The following is a 19055-nucleotide window of genomic DNA, read 5'->3' on the forward strand; positions in this document are numbered from 1 at the left end:
CAATGGAGATAGCAATAAACGATATAGAAGATTACAGCGGGCGCTTCCGCGTGCGAAGCGAACGACGCCGGAAGCGGGCGGTGAAGGAGGCGTACGACAAGAATCTGCTGCGGTTAGGACGGGAGTGGGACGCCATCCGCCGTAAACGCTATAGCGTAGGATGGGATGAGCTAAATCCGCCGGTCCAACGAGGCTATGTACGTTTCTTTGTGCTGCGCGACGATATAAAACGTACGAAGCAGGCTGGTTTTTTTGAAAATCTGTTGGCAAAGATTAACGTCAGGCAGTATAGCCACCGCAAGGATTTTTTAGTGAAGCGGAGACGGTATGGCAAGAAAGTATATGCATCGCGCGAGCATACATTACCCCTGGTGGAATCCTGGGAACTCCAGAGAAAAAAACTGACAGCGGAAGAGTTGGCGTTCTTTTCGGAAGAAACGATATACCATACCCGACAGCATTGTTCGCGGATAGCCTATCGCTTTACAGAGCCCTGGCGGTTTATCTTGCGCATCCAGCCCAACATGATTACGAAGGTTCGCAAAATGAACGTGGACCTTGATCGTCGGGAGGCCGATTTGGATCGCTATTTCTCGTTCGATAACCGCCTGGACCACTGGGTGAAACTATTGAATGGGAATGCATATAAATGGCATAGCGGTCCGCCGAAGCAGCCCAACCCATTTCTCAATCGCTCCTTCGCTGACATCCTGTCGGAATATTATCCGGAGCCAATGCTTCGGATTACGCATAAAGATTCCCAGACCCCTGGGAATCTTTATTTTTATCAGGCGAATGTACCCCCGCCAGTGAGCCGGCCGTTTCCCCGCGAAGCGGGCCTTCCGCGCCATTTTAGCTCTATTTATATAGAGAAGATCGAGCCTCTTTCCCCTGACCGCTTTCTACCAGTAAAATTCATCAAATTGAACCGTCAGGTCCACTAGTCACTCCTGAAAAATCCGGTACGATGCCCATTAAATACCAGAATATAGAATAGATATTCAATAGTTTATCAATTCTTAATCAATAGATATTAAAATACTATATAACTATTGAATATGTCCTGATAAATTCCTTTTCCTTATAATTTTAATTATTCAATATATTGACAGCTGCCTCTCTTTTCGTAAATTCGATTCAGACACTGTTGCAATTTTGAATGTTGTCGAAAATCCCTCTCGTTACCCTAAAACCAATCAAATATGCCTTTTCTCGAAGGACCATTCGCCTTTACCGGTAAGTTAGACATGCTGAGCGCCTACCGCATGCGCGGCGTCGACAAGATTGTCGTTCGTCGCAAGGGCGGGCCCAGCGCCGAAAAAATAAAAACGAGCCCGAGTTTCAAAAATACGCGCCATACCATGTCGGAGTTTGGCGGTTGCTCACGCCACGGCAGCTATGTGCGGATGGCGATGCATCAACTCCGGCGTTTGTCAGACTATAATTTCGGCAGCGATATCAATAGTGTCATGCGCCAGGTACAACTCCGTGACGGCACGGGTGAATGGGGTCGCCGTCGTATTACGCTCTCCGAAAATACGCGTTTGCTCGAAGGATTTTCAACCACTAAAAAGGCGCCCAGCTTTGACTCGATTGTTCGCACGCCGGTATATTACACCGTAGATCGCGTCAATCGTTCAGCGCGTATTGAAATTCCCGAGTTGTTGCGTGATATTAATTATTTCCCACAGAACAACCATGCGATGTTTCGCCTGAAGGTTACGTTGGGTATTGTGCCGGATGTGACGTTTGATGTGGCCGCGAAGGAGTATCTGGCGCCGACATGGTATGATCCTTCCTACTATTCGATCGCTCGTTCGACAGATTGGAATCCTTCGTTGAAAGGAATGCAAAGTACGGTACTGGAATTAGCCATGGATGTTCTTCCGCCCGATAACCGGTGGACGTTAATGTTATCGATCGGTATTGAATATGGAGCCTTTCGGGAGAGTGGAAAGATTGAAGAAGTGCCGCGATTTGGAGCGGCAAAGATCCTGGCATTGCGCGGGAAGGACGATGCGTCTGGGGATGGGGCTGGAGATGGAGAAATGGGGGAAGAAGAAGTGCCTGTGGTGGATGAAACGGTGATGGAAGACGTGCCTGTGGTGGACATCGGTAAGAAGTCGGAAGGGTATCGGAGAGCGGAGGTGCAGTATGTGTATACTATGAAAGAAGCTGTTGCAGCGAAGCCGGAAGTTAAAGTTTATAGTTATGCTATATCAGTCGCGTGGCATGCAGATACAGATTTCGCAACAGACAAGATGCCAATGCTTGCGCCGGCAATTTCAGGTGACCAGCGCAAGCTTAGGCGTACTAGGCGTTCAGCGACCGATAAATATTCTTCAATTGCCGTAGGTGTCGTTGCGTGTGCACAACAAAAAAATTCAACCACTCATAACGCGTCATATATCCCAGTGTCGGAAAATCGAAGTCCATACACAATACAGTTAAGTCGAGATCGGTTGCCGCCCTGGTATGCTTCGCCTCTAAAGCACGTAACGTCTTTATTAACCCCGCTTTATCATGTGTCACCTGTTTGGGTAATACAAACTCCGGCGATTCATATTTTGCTTCGAAGTCCAGAAAAATATCGTTAATAGGAATCACCTTCTCGTCGATGAACCGGTTGGCCGCCGCCGTATGTCCATCGGGCATAGCTTCGATTGAAATGGAAATGTGCTCCGCCACCTGTCCCGCGTTCCAACCGCCTTCAGGAGGTGTCTGATCTATTTGTGCATCTGCAAACTTGCTCAACGTTTCACAAAAATCATCCAGCACGTCAGTAATTCGTTTCGTGAGTGATACAGGCTGTGCAGGAACATACCCGGGGCGCAAAGGCACAAAACAGCGCATCGTGTCGCAGCCATATTCCTCCAGGCAATACCCTTCAGGGTCGATGTCCGCGTGCTTCATCAGCGTATCAAAGGTGGTCGTTATCGCTGGAATGTTTTCGCGCCATTTGCGTACAGGTAAGGCAATAAAGTACCCTTTACGAACGGTAATGGATCTTGTACCCGGTACTGTTTGTTGAGCGTCGACCAGGCTCGCAGCGGCGTAATACAAGATACGCCCTTGAGGATCAGCATGGGATACGCCATAAAACGTTTGGGTGGGAATGTCGCCAAGCATTTCCCGGAGGGCATCAAAGGTACCCTGGATGCCGTCGGGGAACGAAGTAGCCTGCAGTGTTACAAGTTGAATATCGTGGGGAAGGTGTATGATGTCCATAGTGGTGCGTTTTGTGTCATGACAAATCTCCGAAGAACGGCCTGCCCTTGCGCGGTGCAAAAAGGACTATTGCAGGGGGATGACGCGCCGCGGCGGTACAATTCATGCAGCATACTCGGTGCCATAACGCCCAACATCGACTCGCCGGCGCGTCAAGGTATACGTCAAAAAAACCGTCCGGTGATTGTTCGTTATCGGCCATTAAAGAATACACAAAGGGCCATTTTTTGGCGGCCAAACGCATTTATTTTTTTGGCACAATAATTATACTACGTTTAGGAAATAATTCTGTCGCCATGAAGAAATACCAGCTGGGCGAGTTTGAAGAGATCGTGATGCTGACCGTAGGTGTTCTGTACAATGAAGCTTACGGCGTGTCTGTCAAAAAAGAAATCGAAACCAGGCTTTCCCGTAAGGTGAGCATGGGGGCTCTGCATACGGCCCTGAAACGTCTGGAAGACAAAGGCTACCTGCGTTCGTTTGAAGGCGAGGCCACCGAAGAACGGGCGGGTCGTCCCAAAAAGTACTTGCAAATTACCGCCCTGGGTAAGCGGGCGATGGAGTATACGCGCAGCACGCGCGAGGAGCTTTGGAATGCTATTCCGAAGATTGCCTTTAAAATTTCGGGTTAGTATATGAAGCCCACGCCCCGGCCGCCGCATCTCTTTCTGCGTTTTTTTCGCTGGTACTGCAACCCGCAATTGCTTCGCCATATCGAGGGCGATTTGATAGAAATATTTCATGAGCGGGTGACGCAGCAAGGGGCGCGCCGTGCGTCACGGCAGTTTATGATCGACGTGCTGTTACTTTTTCGGCCGGGTATTGTCCGGCCCCTCTCATTACAACAAACTCTAACTCCTGGCTATATGTGGAAGACCAATATGACGCTGGCGTGGCGTAACCTGTTGAAGGGCCGCGGCTATTCCTTTATCAATATCTCGGGTCTGGCCGTCGGTATCGCGGTGGCGATGTTGATCGGACTATGGGTGACCGACGAGCTTTCATTCGATCATCACTTTACGAACCACGAACGGCTCATGCAGGTCATGATGCGACAGTCGAACCAGGGAAAGACCTATACGGGGGTGGTCATTGCGCCGAATGTATCCGGACCGCTGCGCACGGAGTATCGCGACAAAATAGAGTCCGTAGCGCTGGTAGGCTGGAACGTCGACCACATTGTGGCGGATGGCGACAAGAAACTTGTGAGCGAGGGAATTTGGGCCGAAGCCACGTTGCCCGATATGCTGACATTGGAAATGGTGCATGGCAGCCGTCAGGCATTGCGCGATCCTTCTACGATGTTGATTTGCCGTTCCCTGGCCCAGGCGTTGTACGGCGACATCAACCCGGTAGGAAAACTGTTACGCCTGGACGACAGCCAGGAACTGACGATCGGCGGCGTATACCAGGATCTTCCAAACAACACGTCTTTTGGTGCCACGCGGTTCATGCTGCCATGGGAGAACAAACACAATTGGATCACCGGCGTGACGACCTGGGACGACCATGTCTGCTCGCTTGTCGTACAACTGGCAGAAGGCGTCGACCGGGCACAGCTTAGTGACCAAATCAAGACTATCCCCACAGCGCACATTCCCGACTGGCGTGAAGAAATCATGCTTTACCCCATGGAGCGCTTGCACCTGTACGGCGACTTTAATGAAAGCGGCGTGCAAGACGGCGGGCGGATCGAGTTTGTGTGGCTCTTCGGTACGATCGGTGCGTTTGTACTGCTGCTGGCATGTATCAACTTCATGAACTTGTCTACGGCGCGAAGCGAGAAGCGCGCCAAGGAGGTAGGAATTCGCAAAACGATTGGCTCGGTGCGACGGCAGCTGATCAGTCAATTTCTGACCGAGTCGATTGTAACGGCATTTAGTGCGTTGCTGGTGGCACTGATACTTGTGCAGTTGTCGTTGCCGTCCTTTAATACCCTGGCCGGTAAACGTATTATACTGCCCTGGGGTGATCTAAACTTCTGGATGGCGACACTGGGCTTCACGTTGCTCACCGGCGTCCTGGCGGGTAGTTACCCGGCATTTTATTTGTCGTCGTTCAAGCCGGTGAAGGTACTGAAAGGCACATTTAATGTCGGTCGTTTGGCCTCGGCGCCGCGGCGGGTGTTGGTCGTTGTGCAGTTTACGGTATCCATCACATTAATCATCTGCACCGTGGTGGTCTTTCAGCAGATCCAATTTACCAAGGACCGCCCGGCAGGGTATAATCGTAACGGGTTGATTTCCGTCCCCATCAGGACGCCCGCACTTGGCAAGCAATTCGATGCTGTACGTCACGAGCTGCTGCAGACGGGAGTTGTGGAGAATCTCGCGCAGTCATCGCAGTCGGCTGCCAGTTTCGGCAACAACACCGGTATTGAATGGCGTGGAAAAGATCCCGACGAAGTAATATTCTTTTTTAACGTCACGATCAGTCCGGAATTTGGTGAAACGATTCAGTGGAAGGTCAAAGAAGGCCGGGACTTCTCGCGTGCGACACCGGCTGACTCGTCTGCCGTCATCGTAAACGTCCGCGCCGCCGAGATTATGAACCTGCAACCTTCACCGATCGGCGAAGTCATCAAACATGGCGACCAGGAATATACCATCATTGGTGTAGTCGATAACATGGTAACACAGACACCCTATGAACCACTAAAGCCCGCCATATTCTTTATGCGCGGCTGGATGGGCACGATCACGATACGGCTTAATCCCCAGGTACCCGTGCAAGAGGCGCTCGCGAAAATTGCTCCCATCTTCAACAAGTATAATCCGTCCGCGCCATTTGACTACCGCTTTGTAGACGACCTTTACGCCGACCAGCTGGAGGCTGAGCAGCGCATCGGTACACTATCCGGTATATTTGCCGGCCTCGCCATCTTCATCTCCTGCCTTGGATTATTCGGCCTCTCGTCCTTCGTAGCCGAACGCCGTACGAAAGAGATCGGCATTCGCAAAATCCTCGGTGCCACGATCACCAATCTTTGGCACCTGTTGTCAAAAGAGTTTGTGGTGTTAGTGGTCATTTCCTGGCTACTTGCCATTCCGTTGTCGGCGTACTACATGTACGACTGGCTGAAACAATTCCCATATCGCATCACACTGTCCTGGACCACCTTTGCGCTCGCGGCCCTGGGGGTAATGGCCCTAACGTTGATGACGGTAAGTTACCAGGCAATACGAGCGTCGCTGGCGAAGCCGGTGAATAGCTTACGGTCGGAATAACAGAGATTGGGTAATGAAGCGATAGGGTTGAGCTTGGCGATTGCTTGGGATTTGCTGGCGCAAGTTTAAGCACCGAGCGTTAGCGCAGGTGCGGAACTTGCGCCAGCCCCACATACCCCATTTTGTTTTGTCGAAAATACGGGGATTTTCCCGTGGTACAGACGTGTACAATCCCGTGGCGGCCTGGCTGTACGGGCTCTAAATTTGAGCCATCAATACAGTCAGGAACAAGCATAGATGGGCTCTGTTCCTATAGTAGGACTGGGGGAGAAGTACTCAGGTGGAGTAGCTCTCCCTTTTTTTGTTTGTCGGTTTTGTTCTATTTCCCGCAGACGGGGGTGGGTAGTTTTGGTGTATCATTTAAACATTAAAACTTTATGAACACGACAAAAGAAACAAAGACGGTTTTGGTTATTGGCGGTAATGGTAAGACCGGGGCGCGGGTAGTGCAGCGGCTGGAGGCGTTGGGGTATGCGGTACGCGCGGCGTCGCGGTCGGGAAAGACGCGGTTTGATTGGAACGATCAGCAGACGTGGCAGCCGGCGATGGAAGGTGTACAGGCGATGTATATTACGTTTCAGCCTGACCTGGCGGTGCCAGGATCAGTGGAAGCTATTCATGCCCTGACACAGATGGCGAAACAAAATAATGTGCAACAGGTGGTGCTGTTGTCGGGGCGTGGTGAAACGGAAGCCCAGTTGTGTGAAAAAGTGGTGATCGATACCGGTATGCGCTGGACGATCGTACGGGCAAGCTGGTTTAATCAAAACTTCAGCGAGGGACATTTGGTGGAGCCGATTCAGGCGGGATATGTCGCGTTGCCGGCGGGCGATGTGAAGGAACCGTTTATTGATACAGACGATATTGCTGATGTGGTGGTGGCAGCGTTGACGGATAGCCGCCACGATGGCCAGGTATATGAAGTGACGGGGCCGCGCCTGTTGACATTCCGCGAAGCAATGCAGGAAATTGCTGTTGCCACCGGGAGAGAGATCGTGTTTGAACAAATCCCGATGGAGTCGTATGCGTCGACGTCGGGGCAGTATGGTTTACCTGACGATTTAATCTGGCTGTTGCGCTATTTGTTTACCGAGGTACTGGACGGCCGAAACGAGTATATTTCCGATGGCGTGGAGCGCGCCCTGGGACGCAAGCCAACAGACTTTAAAGAGTTTGTGCGCAAGAATGCTGCTACAGGTATATGGAACCCGGTACCGGAGGCTTAATGCCGCGCCGGGTTTCAGGATGGTTGTTGCCGCCGGGCGATAGCTTCCTTGATACTATATACCACAATGCCCAGGCCAATGACAGTCAGGCCGCTAAGTACCATTTTATACCCCGTTGAGATCAGGATGCCGGCCCACATGGCAATGGCAATATATACCGGTATGGGGAAGAATGGCATTTTGTAAGGAAAGCTCTTGCGTTTTTCACGTAGCCATAAGAGTCCGATAGCCTGTCCGATAAATTGTATGAGAATGCGCATCGCCAGAATAGCGCTGATGACGTCGTGTAGTTTAAAGAGCAAGCTGAACACAAAGGCTACGGCACCCAGTGACAAAATGGACACGTAGGGAAAGTTGCCCCGGGGGTGCAGGCGTGCAAAGGGTTTGAAGAATGCACCATCGGCCGCGGCAGCGTACGGTATACGACTGTAGCCGAGGGTGGCCGAAAATACAGATGCGAAGGCGACCAGTAGTATGAGGCACGTGGCAATGTTGGCAGCATTCGGGCCGAGCAGCCTTTCCATGAAGAGGCTCACCACAAATCTGCTGTCTTTGGCTTCCTGCCAGGGGATAACGCTGACGACACTGATGTTCATCGTCATGTACAAGACGAAAATGCCGGCAATGGAGAGGAACATGCTGCGAGGAATGTTGCGCGAAGGATTGGTAATCTCACCACCCAGGTGGCATACATTGTAATAGCCGAGGTAGCTGTACACGGTCTTGACAGAAGCAAAGCCAATGGCGGAGACGAATGCAAAATTAAACGTGAGGCCATCGTTGAGGTGTTGTATTGGTGCGATGAAGTTGCCGTGGGCAATACCGCCACCGATAATCCACAGCATGGTGCCGATGACCACTACCCATAGGAATACGCTGATCTTGCCGATGGCTTCTATGCGGCGGAATAACAGGAAGACAATCGCAGCGACTACGGTACCGCTGACGGCTTTCGCGGCGAGTGGCGAAAGGGGAACGAGGTATGAGAAATAGTCGGAGAAACCGATGGCGGCGGAGGCAATGACCAAGGGCGCCTGAATCATGGTTTGCCACACAAACAGAAAGCTCATGATCTTTCCTGGACCGCGGGTGCCGTATGTTTCTTTGAGAAAGTTATAAGAGCCTCCGGCGCGGGGAAAGGCGGCGCCCAGCTCGCTCCAAACCATGGCGTCGATACACGACAGAAATGCACCAGCCAGCCAGGCGTATAAGAAATAAGGGCCGTTCATGGTAGCAATGACCATCGGCAGCGTAATGAACGGGCCGATACCGACCATGTCGGTCATATTGATGGCTGTGGCTTGCAGCAGTCCCAGCCGTCGATCTTGCGCCTGTTCAGCCATGGTAAAGGTTTAACCGCATAGGGTATGGGTTTGTGTAAGATTTCTATAACTACAAAATATAAATTATCGTTCACGGGCTTGCCGCTGTACGTCAAAAACTGCCGGGACAATCACAACTAACTTCCGGGAAAGTCGAAAAAGAAGTATATTCCATCGTTTCCGGAACCTACAGCCAGCCATGATATCCCATTCCCACCACCACCCCCGGCATCGCGCCGCCCTGACAATGTTGTTCTACCTGGTATTGCTGTTGTGGCCGGTGTGGTATGGATGCAGCCGACCGGACGAGGGCTATTCCCGATGGGATGTCGTAGGTGGAAATTTCTCAGGGAATAAATATTCGTCGCTGACGCAGATCGATACCACCAACGTAGACCAGCTGCGTGTGGCCTGGCAGTACCATGCCGGCGATACCGACACGGCGGCACATTCGCAGATACAATGTAATCCCATTATTGTAGACGGTGTATTGTATGGCACTTCGCCGAAGCTGACATTATTTGCTGTCGACGCAGCGACAGGACAAGAGCGGTGGCGGTATACACCTTTTGACACGATTGCCGGCGACAAGACCGGACACTTTATTCTCAACAACAACCGTGGGGTAACGTACTGGTCCGACGGTCAGCACGATCGCCGTATCTTTTATACTGTGGGGCCCTTTTTGCAGGCTGTCGATGCTACGACCGGCAAACGCATCATGAGCTTCGGCCGCGATGGCCAGGTGGACTTGCACACGGGGCTCGGCGAGGCTTTTCAAGAGCTCTTCATCACGCATACGTCGGCTCCGTCTATCTACAAAGATCTGATCCTGACGGGAACGCGCGTATCCGAAGCGATGGACGCTGCACCGGGTCATATCCGCGCGTTTGATGTACGCACAGGCGAGCTAAAGTGGATCTTTCACACCATTCCGCAACCCGGAGAGCCTGGTCATGAAACGTGGGACAATCCTGACGCCTACACGCTGACTGGCGGCGCCAACAACTGGATGGGCATGACCATCGACCATGCGCGTGGCATCGCCTATGTGCCGACCGGCTCTGCCTCCATGGATTTCTATGGTGGCAAGCGCACCGGTTCCAACCTCTATGCTGATTGCCTGTTGGCATTGGATGCCAACACGGGCCGGCGCCTGTGGCACTTTCAATATATACATCACAATACATGGGATTGGGATCCGTCGTCCTCTCCGGTGCTGGTCACGGTAACACACGGGGGTAAAAAGATCGACGCAGTTGTACAGACGACGAAGACCGGCTTTGTTTTTTTGTTTAATCGCGAAACCGGCGAGCCGTTATTTGACATCGTCGAAACACCTGTCGATACCGTGACTCAACTGGAAGGCGAGAAGCTCTGGCCGACGCAGCCGATACCGCAAAAGCCGGCCCCGTTCATTCGACAGACTTTTACGGAGAATGACATCAATCCCTTTCTGCCGCCGGCCGAGCAACAAGCCATACGCGAAAAATTAAGCAAGCTGCACACAGGGCGCATGTTTATGCCGCAATCCAAGGACGGCACCATCATCTTCCCCGGACTGGATGGCGGTGGTGAGTGGGGTGGCCCTGCAGTAGATCCGACAACGGGTGTGCTGTACGTCAACGCCAACGAAATGCCGTGGGTGCTGCATATGCTCGATGCTGAAAAGACGGAGGCCGTCGAAAACTACGGTGCTGCCGGCCAACGCCTTTACCGGCAACATTGTATGGCGTGTCACGGCACCAACCGGCGGGGAAGTGGTAATTATCCCTCGTTGTTAGAAGTAAGTAAGAAATATACACCGCAGACGCTGGTGGAGTTTGTCAATACCGGCCGTCGTATGATGCCCGGCTTTCAGCATCTCAGCACGGAAGAGAAAAATGCTATCGCGGTGTATGTTCTCAACCTGAAGGAGCGGCAGGAGCAGCCTTATGAGAAACAGTTATCGCCGGCAGAAGCTTTTCGGAAGCTGCCCTATAACATTTCTGGGTATAATAAATTTGTAACATCGGAAGGATTACCCGCCATTGCGCCGCCCTGGGGCACGCTTACGGCTATTGATCTAAATACGGGCGAGCATGTTTGGAAAAAGGTATTAGGGGAGGATGAGGAGATGAAAGCATGGGGGGCTACGGTCACGGGTACAGAGAACTATGGGGGCCCCGTGGTGACGCAAGGTGGATTGTTATTTATCGGTGCGACCAAGGATGGAAAGCTACGGGCATTTCACAAACGCACGGGCACACTGTTGTGGGAGGCTTCCTTGCCGGCGCCAGGCTTTGCGACACCGGCTACGTACGAAGTGAATGGGAAACAATACGTCGTTATTGCTTGCGGGGGAGGGAAACTGGGTACGAAGTCGGGTGATTTGTATGTAGCGTTTGCGCTGCCTTAGTCGCTGCTACCGCCACATCCGCTGCAGCCGCTGGAACATCCGCTGTCGCCACCGCTGCTGTCGCTGGAACAGCCACTGTCACCCCAGTCGCCGCCGGACTCATTGTGATGATGCGCGCTATGATCATTGTCGTTATCGCTACCGAAAGAATAGTAAGGGAGGCCAATGGTCGTATAGTCCGTATCGTCGTAGAGAACTGGCGTGGCTTCTGCTAACGCAGCAATGAGGATCGACAGAAGCTACGGGACTGCTCCTTAACGATTATGGTCTTGTATCGTGAGATCGCGTAGAATCGATTTTGTCAAGCTCCATAGTTTGATTGCCTCGTAGTCTTTTGAGGAGATTCGGGTGTGGATGTCAGGGGTATTGGTTTTGTAGATGGTGAAATAGCTGTGGTAGTCTTTTACGCTGACATCGTTCCAGTTTAGCTGGCTGCCATTTGGAAAGATAATACCTTGTTGATTGAGCGTGTGATTATATAGAATAACGTCTTGGTCATTGTAGAATGTGTCGGCGAGATTCTCCACCAGCGGAGCGCAGTAATTATCCCAGCAGATATTTAGGATATCGTTGAAGATGTCCAGTTGTGATGCTCTGAAGTAACTTCGAAGGGTGACCTTAAGTTCGGTGTTGTTTTGGGTTTTAAAGGCAATAACATAACGTGTGCCGACCGATATTTCATACCAGATGATTTGTTCTACGCGCCACCGAAAGTCGATGATGTCTGCTTTCTCTATTCGCGTAAATTCCTTGCCTTTCAGGTCTTTGTTCTCAAAGGCAACATAGTCGGGGGCCAGGATCAGCTTTCTTGACCGATCGAGTAAGTGAGTTTTGAGTATGAACTCTTTCAAGCGAGTATAGATAGAAGATCAAATATAGCCTAAATGTTAGAGGATTTTAATCGCCTCATTTAAAATACTCGAAAAGAAAGCCTTCGTATAATGCTGTCCGGCGCCGTTGGTTAAGAGGATGATGGTGGTGCCGGTGGCGGGTTCAATGAAAACGAAGGATTGGTATTTGAGCGTACCGCCGGGGTGACCGACGAAGGTACGGTCGCCAAGTTGGAATTGCATGAGTCCGAGACCGTAGCGGTCGATGGTGACATCACCGTAACGGAGGGAGCGATCGCCCATGGTGGTCCAGGTGGTCATTGCGGTCATGCTTCCTTCCTGGAGAATGGTTTTCCCGATGAATACTTTTTTTAACAGGGTGGCAAGATCATCTGCGGAAGCGTAGGCGGCGCCATCGAAGCCATAGTGTTCCTGCCACGCGGAGACGTTTTGGGAGGATAGGGCGTTTTGGGCGTAGAAGGCCTGGCCATACATGTCGCCCGTATCGAGTCTTATGCCGGGTAGGCCTATTGATACATAAAAGTCGTTGAATATTTTCTGAGCGGGTTGGCCGCTTGCCTGTTCGAGAATTTGTTGTAGCAGGATATAGTTGCTGTTGCTGTAGCGAAATTGTCCGAGTGTATAGTTGTTGTCGGATGGGATGAGGGCAATTTTTTCGCGGGTCGTGGCCAGGGCAGTGCCGTTGAGAGTGGCTTCAAGCCAGGTGGGGTTTTGTGTGTAATCGGGAATGCCGCTGGTATGATTAAACAAGTGGCGTAATGTGATGGCGGAGAACCAGGAGATGGTGGTAAGATCTTTTGCTGCAATATAGTGGCTGATGGGCTCATCCAGGTGGAGGTGACTCTGTTCAACGTATTTCATGATCACCAAGGCAGATAAAAATTTGGTTGTGCTGCCGATGCCGTACGTTTCGATTTCTTGAATATCGGGATGTGGACTTTTGTAATGAAGGGCATATGTACCGGTATCTTTTTGAATTAAAACTGTGAGCGTGGGCAGATTGTTTTCGCGCGCCAGTGCTACTATCCGCTCTTTGGGATCGCTGCTGGTGGCGGGATTGTCATCGTGGCAGGCAGACAGCGATATGAGTAGGGCGAATGTGGGAAAGCATATGCCTCGTTTGATGCTTTTAAGGGGGGAGCGGTGTGTCATGTCGTGAAGATGTTCCTACACGCGCAATAGTTTCAATCGTTCGTCAACTTGTACGTTGACGGACAATCTTACAGTAATACAAATCGTAGTGTTATTCGGGGAGCAGGGCTTGCTTTTCGAGGTTGTCGCGTAACTTCCGTATGCGTGCCTGTAGTGAAGGTATAGGCTCGTGTGCGACGACTGTCAGTGTCTCCTGAAAAGGATCCCTGAATTCCGGATATATGCGCGAGAGATCGTAAAGGCTCTGCAGGGCGTGCACGCGGACCAGCTTGCTTTCGTTGGGGTTTCGTGCCCAGTACTGCAATATTTTCCAGACTTCGTCCGCTTCGTCCGGTAACAATGTAACGCGTACGATGAGCTGAGCCAAATGCCATCGTAATTCCGGATGATCGGACGTTGTAAACAGTCGCAGCAGGTCGAGCTTATGGGGGCGTAGAAATTCCTGATGTTTGACTGTGACTTTTTCTATGGCGTCGGCCGCCCGGAGTACCAGGGGTCGTTCATGGTGGTATAGAAGCTCAAACAGCGAGTCGAAGGAAAGCTGGTCTTTGATGCGCGCGAGCAGCACCTTGTTTTGGCGGTTTGTGCGCATGAGCAACGTTGTCAACGACTGGTCCATAGTTTACAAAAGGGCATTGTAAAAATCGTGCCGTGTTACCAGTAGCGTCACGCGTTTTTCCAGTGGATGACCACGTGTTTGTTGCAGCGCCGTACGGCGTCGATAAACCGCTCAAGATCTTTTTTTCTGAGCAGTAATATTTCCTGATCGTCAAGATCAATAGCAGGATCGAAAGCAATCGAATAGCGATCGAATCGCATGCCGCCGATCAACGTTGCGCGATAATTCAATTGCATATTATGGACATGAGCAATGCGCTTGATGCTGGCCAACGGTACCGATTTATTTTTTCGGAATCCTTTCAGGTATACAAATTGCTGATCGTAGTATAGATCATATGTTCGGTTGATCACACCGTACATCCAGGCGAGCAGGACAAGCAAAAAAATGAATGCTACGATGTTTGCCGAGCTTGAATGTTTGTAGTCGGTGGCGGAGAACAAAATCATCAGAACCAATAACAAAGCCACGGGCACCGCAAGCGCGTTTAGAATATTGATGGGGCTTAACAGTCGCATAATCTTTGTCGTCTAATAATACCGAAAAATTGATGCAGGTAACTTCCGGTGTTTTTGCATTCACCTGGAAAATTCCCCAAAAAGGGTATTGTCACATGTTAGTGGACGGACTTTTTTTGTGTTGCGTTAAAAGACACCGCATCTTTGATACAATTCCTTTGACTATGTCGGCTAAAACTCTCTCTGTCAAAACACGTCATCTGTTTCGCTTTGTTCTTTTTGTCACGTTCAGCGTGGGCCTATTGACAGGTTGCCAGGATGACGGACCCGGGGCGTTTGCCACAGTCGAGACATCGTCGATGTCCGACGTGACGCCAATTTCCGCGACGGGTGGCGGTACCGTCGTTGACGCGGGCGGATCGCCCGTTTCCTCGCGTGGTGTGGTATGGAGCACGCAGCACAACCCCACGGCTGATCTGCCCACCAAAACGGATGATGGCACGGGTGAGGGCGGCTTTGTCAGTCTGTTAACAGACCTCGTGCCGGGCACGACCTACTATGTGCGCGCCTATGCCACCAATGGTACGGGCATTGCGTATGGCGAGGAAGTGACATTCCTGGCGAACGAGCCGTTCACAACATTGGATAATGCGCTGAAGGCTAAAATGAATGAGCTTGCCATACCCGGGGTGTCGCTGGCCATCGTTCGCAACGAACGGCTTGTCTACGCGCAGTCGTACGGTTACGCCGACAAGGAAGCAAGCCAGGTGGCTGTAAATGTAGATCGTTATCGCATTGCCAGCCTGTCAAAACCGATCACGGCCATTGCCATCCTGAAACTATCGGAAGCAGGTTTGCTTTCGTTGGACGACGCTGTCTTCGGCGCTAATGGCATCCTGGGCAACGACTTCGGTGCACCACCCGTGGGTTCGGACAAGGATAAGATCACCGTGCGGCATTTGTTGAATCATACCTCCGGATGGATCAACTCACCCGATGATCCCATGTTTCGGGCGGTTAATCTGACGCAGGCACAGCTGATCAGCGACCTCCTGGCGAATCGACCGCTGGCCTATACTCCCGGCACGCATAATGAGTATCTCAACTTTGGATATTGCGTACTGGGCCGCGTAATCGAGAAGGTTACCGGGCAGTCCTATGAAGTTTATAGTAAAGCGATGCTCGCGCCCATGGGTATAGCAGACATGCAGATCGCCGGTAATACATTGGAGGCACGGCTGCCGGGGGAAGTGAAGTATTATCAGGCTGAGTTCAGCCCGTATAGTATGAACGTTGCACGCATGGACTCACATGGCGGCTGGGTGGCATCGGCAACGGACCTGGCGCGTTTTATGGTGCGTATCGATCGGGGGACGCATGTACCCGATATCGTTTCGTCGTCGTTGCAGACAATGTACTTTAAAGACAACTCCTGGGTGCATGCTGGTTCGCTGCCGGGGACGTCGTCGCTTCTGGTGCGGTTGGATAATACGTTTAGTTTTGTGGTCCTGGCGAACACGCGCACGGAGGACAATTACAATCGGATTCTGCAGGATCTTTATACGATTGTCCGGGAGCAGATTTTAATGCGGGACGTATGGCCCTCGTATAATTTGTTTGAGAAGTAGATGTTGCGACAGGTAGCGGTGGTGTGTCGGGAATGGTTTTTTCGCCGTATAGGACACAACCAAGACGAGATATGAAAGCAGTTACGATCCATGAATTTGGCGGCCCCGAGGTGCTGCAGGTGGAAGAGGTAAAAAAGCCTTTGCCACGCGATAATGAAGTGCTGATCGAAGTGCATGCTTCGAGTTTAAATCCGGTAGATGCAAAGTCCATTGAGAAGGATTCCTACTACCGATCGCAAATGCATTTACCGACCACATTGGGTATGGATGTGGCAGGTGTGGTGGAAATGGTGGGTGACAAAGTGAAACATATTCAGGTGGGCGACCGGGTATTTGGGCAAGCGAGTGTTTTGCGGGAAGGCTCCGGAGCATTTGCAGAATATGCGGTTACGGCGGAAGATTCGGTTGCTGTGATGCCGGAATGCCTGGGGTTTTTAGAAGCGGCGGCGGTGCCGTTAGCGGCGACGAGCGCATACGAGGCGATCTTCGAACATATGAAGCTGCAGGCCGGACAACGCGTGTTGATTCACGGCGGATCCGGTGGCATCGGTTCGTTTGCGATTCAGCTGGCCAAGCATGTAGGTGCATACGTTGCGGCCACGGCTTCAGGCGATGGTGTGGAATTTGTCGAAAGCCTGGGCGCTGATGAAGTGATCGATTATCGTAAAGATGCCTTTGAATGGAAGTTGCGCAACTATGATGCCGTGCTCGATACCGTCGGCGGCGGCATCTATAATCAATCGTTTCATGTACTTAAACGCGAGGGCATTATTGTGTCGATGTTAATGAAGCCCGACGAAAATGCGATACGGCAATTTGGCGTGCGGGCCGTATTGGAGATGACCCATATCGACCGAAAGGTGCTTACAAAAGTGGCGAAGCTGATCGACGAAGGCGTTTTGAAAGTGCACATTTCGGCGATCTATGCGCTAACGGAAGCAAAAGAAGCTTACCGCGCCAAGGACAAGCACCAGGTCCTGGGCAAAATTGCCATTGATGTGAAACGAGGTAATTATGTAAGTGTGTAGCGATTTGTAGAAGATCGGAAGCAGCCGGGAAAAGCACTACACGGTAACCGTGCCTGTATGAATTATTTTTGCAGGCACGCTATTTATGTCTGTACGAATGTCGATCTGGAAAATAGTGTGGGTAAAACATCCCGAGATGTGAATTTCCGGATAACTGCCGCCACTATATTTGACAGCCTTGCCGATCAATGATGGGTAAGTGTGCGATCGATACCAGAGGCTGTTTTTTTGAAAAAAAAGAACAGCCTCTTCTTGTTTTTATACCGTTCAGCGTTCAATTCCAGTAGACATCAAACTACTCCAGGAAACGTTGATAAGCTTCGATCTTCCTCGCCAAACGTTCTGCCAAATAGCGACTTCCGGCCTTCAGCTCATCGTAGATCAACTGAGCTTCGGCTCTATAGGCTTTTTTCTTTTCATTGTCCCAATAGAACGGTGGCGCGTAGAGGTTGGTGATGCGGTCAGCCATTTTTACAGCCCAGACTTCCTTTGGTTGCTTTTTGATGCGGGTTAGACTGTCGAGCATTTTGGCTTGCTTGTCGGCAATGGCATCACTTTTGGTGAGTGCGAGCACACCCTCGGCAATCGTGGGACCGAATTGGCTGGACAGCTCGCCGTACGTCAGCGCAGTATCCTCCAGCGTGTCGTGCAGAATGGCGCAGTGTATGGCGAGGTGGATATCGAGGTCCTTTTCGATTGCTGAAGCCGTGAGTACTTCGAATGCCACGCTTCCGACATGGTTCATGTATTCGATTTGTTCGCCCGGGTTGGAGCCGCCGTACTTTTGTCCGTTGTGCATGCGGGTTGCGAGCTGCCAGGCGTCCTGCAGCGCGTCAATGGGCCATGGGTTGGTCATAGTTGCGAAATGATAAAAGTGTGAAAATTTGTGAAAGATCTGTCGGGAATTGCCACGGTCTGGGTCGAATGCCGGTCGGCGGGGAAGATATCGTATCTTCGTATAACAGGGTATACGGAAAAATGCACTATGGGTTACATTCGCGAATATTACGAACGCATCATCCAGTTGAGCGAACCGGAGTGGAGCTTTATTGCTTCACATTTTCATCAGCACGTCTTTGCCAGGGGTGCCGTGATCACCCAACAAGGTGAGCTGGAAAACTATCTCTCTTTTGTCGAGCGTGGTGTCATACGGTTCTATATACCGGGCGCTGAACAGGAGCTTACCTTCAATTTTAGCGTGGACTCGCGGCATCACAAGTGGGCAGGCGCTGCAATTATTTGTAGTAGACAGTAAGAGCACATATGATAGTATGGATGCCGCCCGGCGTCAGGAGTACTTCCCAGAAGATGATACTGGCATTGTCGAAACATTTATCAACGCGCAGGTCGTGGCACAGTCGGATAAAAATTGGGATGACGAAGAGGGGTGTTTGAGTATACCTTCATTGAGTCGTGGCGTCTCACGACCGTGGTCGATTACGGTTGACTATTTCGATCGGTCGTTTATAAAACAGACACACACATTTGCAGGTGCCACCGCGCGGATGATTCAGCATGAATATGATCACACGCGGGGGGTATTATACCTGGACTATCTGAGTGTCTTTACGCGACAGCGAATGCAGCGTAAGTTGCGAGCGATTGTGCGCGGGCATATCGAAGTGGATTACCCCATGCGTCGGGGCCTGTGACAAGCAGGCGTGTGCTCTCTCGACTCCGATAGAAATATTTTGTAGAAGAGCGAACCTTGATAGTAAAATTACGTTACCTTTGTTTCATGAAGTCCGCAACACGCCTTATTATTAACGTAAAAGATTTCGCAGATCAATTCTGCGAGTGGACTGTTCGTGCCCGGCGATATCGAAGTCTATAAGCAAAAAATATTACTGAACATAAACCCGGGTCTATAAAGCCCGGGTTTTTTGTTTTAGGGCAGAATTTTATACGGAAGTAAAGC

General features: G+C 51.1%; 17 protein-coding genes and 1 pseudogene. 10 read left to right on the forward strand and 8 right to left on the reverse strand.

Annotation, left to right across the window (positions count from 1 at the left end; all coding sequences use genetic code 11):
- Positions 1-2 precede the first annotated feature (2 nt).
- Positions 3-944 (forward strand): hypothetical protein, encoded by a 942-nt coding sequence (locus K7P01_RS13755; RefSeq protein WP_267293890.1) that lies wholly within the window; start codon positions 3-5, stop codon positions 942-944.
- Positions 945-2313: 1369 nt separating this feature from the next.
- On the opposite strand, the gene K7P01_RS32110 is transcribed toward K7P01_RS13755, so the two are convergent.
- Both K7P01_RS32110 and K7P01_RS13765 read right to left on the reverse strand, forming a co-directional pair.
- Entirely contained in the window at positions 2314-2913 is a 600-nt protein-coding gene (locus K7P01_RS32110) for a DinB family protein (protein ID WP_397311108.1), read from the reverse strand.
- A 20-nt stretch (positions 2914-2933) separates the two neighbouring features.
- Positions 2934-3098, reverse strand: a complete 165-nt coding sequence (locus K7P01_RS13765; RefSeq protein ID WP_267293894.1) for a hypothetical protein — start codon at positions 3096-3098, stop codon at positions 2934-2936.
- 426 nt (positions 3099-3524) lie between these two features.
- On the opposite strand from K7P01_RS13765, the gene K7P01_RS13770 reads away from it, so the two are divergent.
- From K7P01_RS13770 to K7P01_RS13780, 4 genes and pseudogenes are all read left to right on the forward strand, one after another.
- Complete coding sequence (locus tag K7P01_RS13770) at positions 3525-3860, forward strand: PadR family transcriptional regulator (protein WP_267293896.1); 336 nt, start codon at positions 3525-3527, stop codon at positions 3858-3860.
- A gap of 3 nt (positions 3861-3863) precedes the next feature.
- Positions 3864-4046 (forward strand): annotated as a pseudogene (locus K7P01_RS32115) (permease prefix domain 2-containing transporter); the annotation flags it as partial.
- Between the two features lie 48 nt (positions 4047-4094).
- Positions 4095-6455: an ABC transporter permease gene (locus tag K7P01_RS13775; protein WP_267293898.1), complete on the forward strand. Its 2361-nt coding sequence runs from the start codon at positions 4095-4097 to the stop codon at positions 6453-6455.
- 377 nt (positions 6456-6832) lie between these two features.
- Complete coding sequence (locus tag K7P01_RS13780) at positions 6833-7681, forward strand: SDR family oxidoreductase (protein WP_267293901.1); 849 nt, start codon at positions 6833-6835, stop codon at positions 7679-7681.
- A 14-nt stretch (positions 7682-7695) separates the two neighbouring features.
- Here K7P01_RS13780 and K7P01_RS13785 read toward each other — a convergent pair whose 3' ends face one another.
- On the reverse strand, positions 7696-9024 hold the full coding sequence (locus tag K7P01_RS13785; RefSeq protein ID WP_267293903.1) for an APC family permease: 1329 nt from the start codon (positions 9022-9024) through the stop codon (positions 7696-7698).
- Between the two features lie 178 nt (positions 9025-9202).
- Here K7P01_RS13785 and K7P01_RS13790 point away from each other — a divergent pair, with 178 nt between their 5' ends.
- Positions 9203-11401 (forward strand): outer membrane protein assembly factor BamB family protein, encoded by a 2199-nt coding sequence (locus K7P01_RS13790; protein ID WP_267293905.1) that lies wholly within the window; start codon positions 9203-9205, stop codon positions 11399-11401.
- Positions 11402-11655: 254 nt separating this feature from the next.
- Here the strand turns inward: K7P01_RS13790 and K7P01_RS13795 are convergent, their stop codons facing one another.
- From K7P01_RS13795 to K7P01_RS13810, 4 genes are all read right to left on the reverse strand, one after another.
- On the reverse strand, positions 11656-12252 hold the full coding sequence (locus tag K7P01_RS13795; RefSeq protein ID WP_267293907.1) for a hypothetical protein: 597 nt from the start codon (positions 12250-12252) through the stop codon (positions 11656-11658).
- A gap of 36 nt (positions 12253-12288) precedes the next feature.
- Entirely contained in the window at positions 12289-13404 is a 1116-nt protein-coding gene (locus K7P01_RS13800; RefSeq protein ID WP_267293909.1) for a serine hydrolase domain-containing protein, read from the reverse strand.
- A gap of 91 nt (positions 13405-13495) precedes the next feature.
- Complete coding sequence (locus K7P01_RS13805; RefSeq protein WP_267293911.1) at positions 13496-14023, reverse strand: hypothetical protein; 528 nt, start codon at positions 14021-14023, stop codon at positions 13496-13498.
- Positions 14024-14070: 47 nt separating this feature from the next.
- Positions 14071-14541, reverse strand: a complete 471-nt coding sequence (locus tag K7P01_RS13810; RefSeq protein ID WP_267293913.1) for a hypothetical protein — start codon at positions 14539-14541, stop codon at positions 14071-14073.
- Positions 14542-14705: 164 nt separating this feature from the next.
- On the opposite strand from K7P01_RS13810, the gene K7P01_RS13815 reads away from it, so the two are divergent.
- Both K7P01_RS13815 and K7P01_RS13820 read left to right on the forward strand, forming a co-directional pair.
- Positions 14706-16109, forward strand: coding sequence for a serine hydrolase domain-containing protein (locus K7P01_RS13815; RefSeq protein WP_267293915.1), 1404 nt, complete (start codon positions 14706-14708; stop codon positions 16107-16109).
- A gap of 71 nt (positions 16110-16180) precedes the next feature.
- Complete coding sequence (locus K7P01_RS13820) at positions 16181-17137, forward strand: NADP-dependent oxidoreductase (RefSeq protein WP_267293917.1); 957 nt, start codon at positions 16181-16183, stop codon at positions 17135-17137.
- Between the two features lie 295 nt (positions 17138-17432).
- On the opposite strand, the gene K7P01_RS13825 is transcribed toward K7P01_RS13820, so the two are convergent.
- Positions 17433-17993 carry an HD domain-containing protein gene (locus K7P01_RS13825; RefSeq protein ID WP_267293919.1) on the reverse strand — a complete coding sequence of 187 codons (561 nt, stop codon included), beginning with the start codon at positions 17991-17993 and terminating at the stop codon, positions 17433-17435.
- Positions 17994-18122: 129 nt separating this feature from the next.
- Between K7P01_RS13825 and K7P01_RS13830 the strand changes: the two genes are divergently transcribed.
- Positions 18123-18392, forward strand: a complete 270-nt coding sequence (locus K7P01_RS13830; RefSeq protein WP_267293921.1) for a cyclic nucleotide-binding domain-containing protein — start codon at positions 18123-18125, stop codon at positions 18390-18392.
- A gap of 16 nt (positions 18393-18408) precedes the next feature.
- A complete protein-coding gene (locus tag K7P01_RS13835) occupies positions 18409-18789 on the forward strand; it encodes a peptide deformylase (RefSeq protein ID WP_267293923.1) in 381 nt (126 codons plus the stop codon).
- Positions 18790-19055: the final 266 nt, after the last annotated feature.

This window comes from Parachryseolinea silvisoli, from assembly GCF_021190955.1.
GTDB lineage: Bacteria > Bacteroidota > Bacteroidia > Cytophagales > Cyclobacteriaceae > Ohtaekwangia > Ohtaekwangia silvisoli.

Excerpts from the sequence above, each read along its gene's own strand:
- K7P01_RS13790 (WP_267293905.1), top strand. The coding sequence starts at position 9,203 with ATGATATCCCATTCCCACCACCACCCCCGGCATCGCGCCGCCCTGACA.
- K7P01_RS13800 (WP_267293909.1), bottom strand. The coding sequence starts at position 13,404 with ATGACACACCGCTCCCCCCTTAAAAGCATCAAACGAGGCATATGCTTT.
- K7P01_RS13755 (WP_267293890.1), top strand. The coding sequence starts at position 3 with ATGGAGATAGCAATAAACGATATAGAAGATTACAGCGGGCGCTTCCGC.
- K7P01_RS13815 (WP_267293915.1), top strand. The coding sequence starts at position 14,706 with ATGTCGGCTAAAACTCTCTCTGTCAAAACACGTCATCTGTTTCGCTTT.
- K7P01_RS13835 (WP_267293923.1), top strand. The coding sequence starts at position 18,409 with ATGGATGCCGCCCGGCGTCAGGAGTACTTCCCAGAAGATGATACTGGC.
- K7P01_RS13825 (WP_267293919.1), bottom strand. The coding sequence starts at position 17,993 with ATGACCAACCCATGGCCCATTGACGCGCTGCAGGACGCCTGGCAGCTC.
- K7P01_RS13785 (WP_267293903.1), bottom strand. The coding sequence starts at position 9,024 with ATGGCTGAACAGGCGCAAGATCGACGGCTGGGACTGCTGCAAGCCACA.
- K7P01_RS13830 (WP_267293921.1), top strand. The coding sequence starts at position 18,123 with ATGGGTTACATTCGCGAATATTACGAACGCATCATCCAGTTGAGCGAA.
- K7P01_RS13775 (WP_267293898.1), top strand. The coding sequence starts at position 4,095 with ATGTGGAAGACCAATATGACGCTGGCGTGGCGTAACCTGTTGAAGGGC.
- K7P01_RS13810 (WP_267293913.1), bottom strand. The coding sequence starts at position 14,541 with ATGCGACTGTTAAGCCCCATCAATATTCTAAACGCGCTTGCGGTGCCC.
- K7P01_RS13770 (WP_267293896.1), top strand. The coding sequence starts at position 3,525 with ATGAAGAAATACCAGCTGGGCGAGTTTGAAGAGATCGTGATGCTGACC.
- K7P01_RS13820 (WP_267293917.1), top strand. The coding sequence starts at position 16,181 with ATGAAAGCAGTTACGATCCATGAATTTGGCGGCCCCGAGGTGCTGCAG.
- K7P01_RS13780 (WP_267293901.1), top strand. The coding sequence starts at position 6,833 with ATGAACACGACAAAAGAAACAAAGACGGTTTTGGTTATTGGCGGTAAT.
- K7P01_RS13765 (WP_267293894.1), bottom strand. The coding sequence starts at position 3,098 with ATGGCGTATCCCATGCTGATCCTCAAGGGCGTATCTTGTATTACGCCG.
- K7P01_RS13805 (WP_267293911.1), bottom strand. The coding sequence starts at position 14,023 with ATGGACCAGTCGTTGACAACGTTGCTCATGCGCACAAACCGCCAAAAC.
- K7P01_RS32110 (WP_397311108.1), bottom strand. The coding sequence starts at position 2,913 with ATGAAGCACGCGGACATCGACCCTGAAGGGTATTGCCTGGAGGAATAT.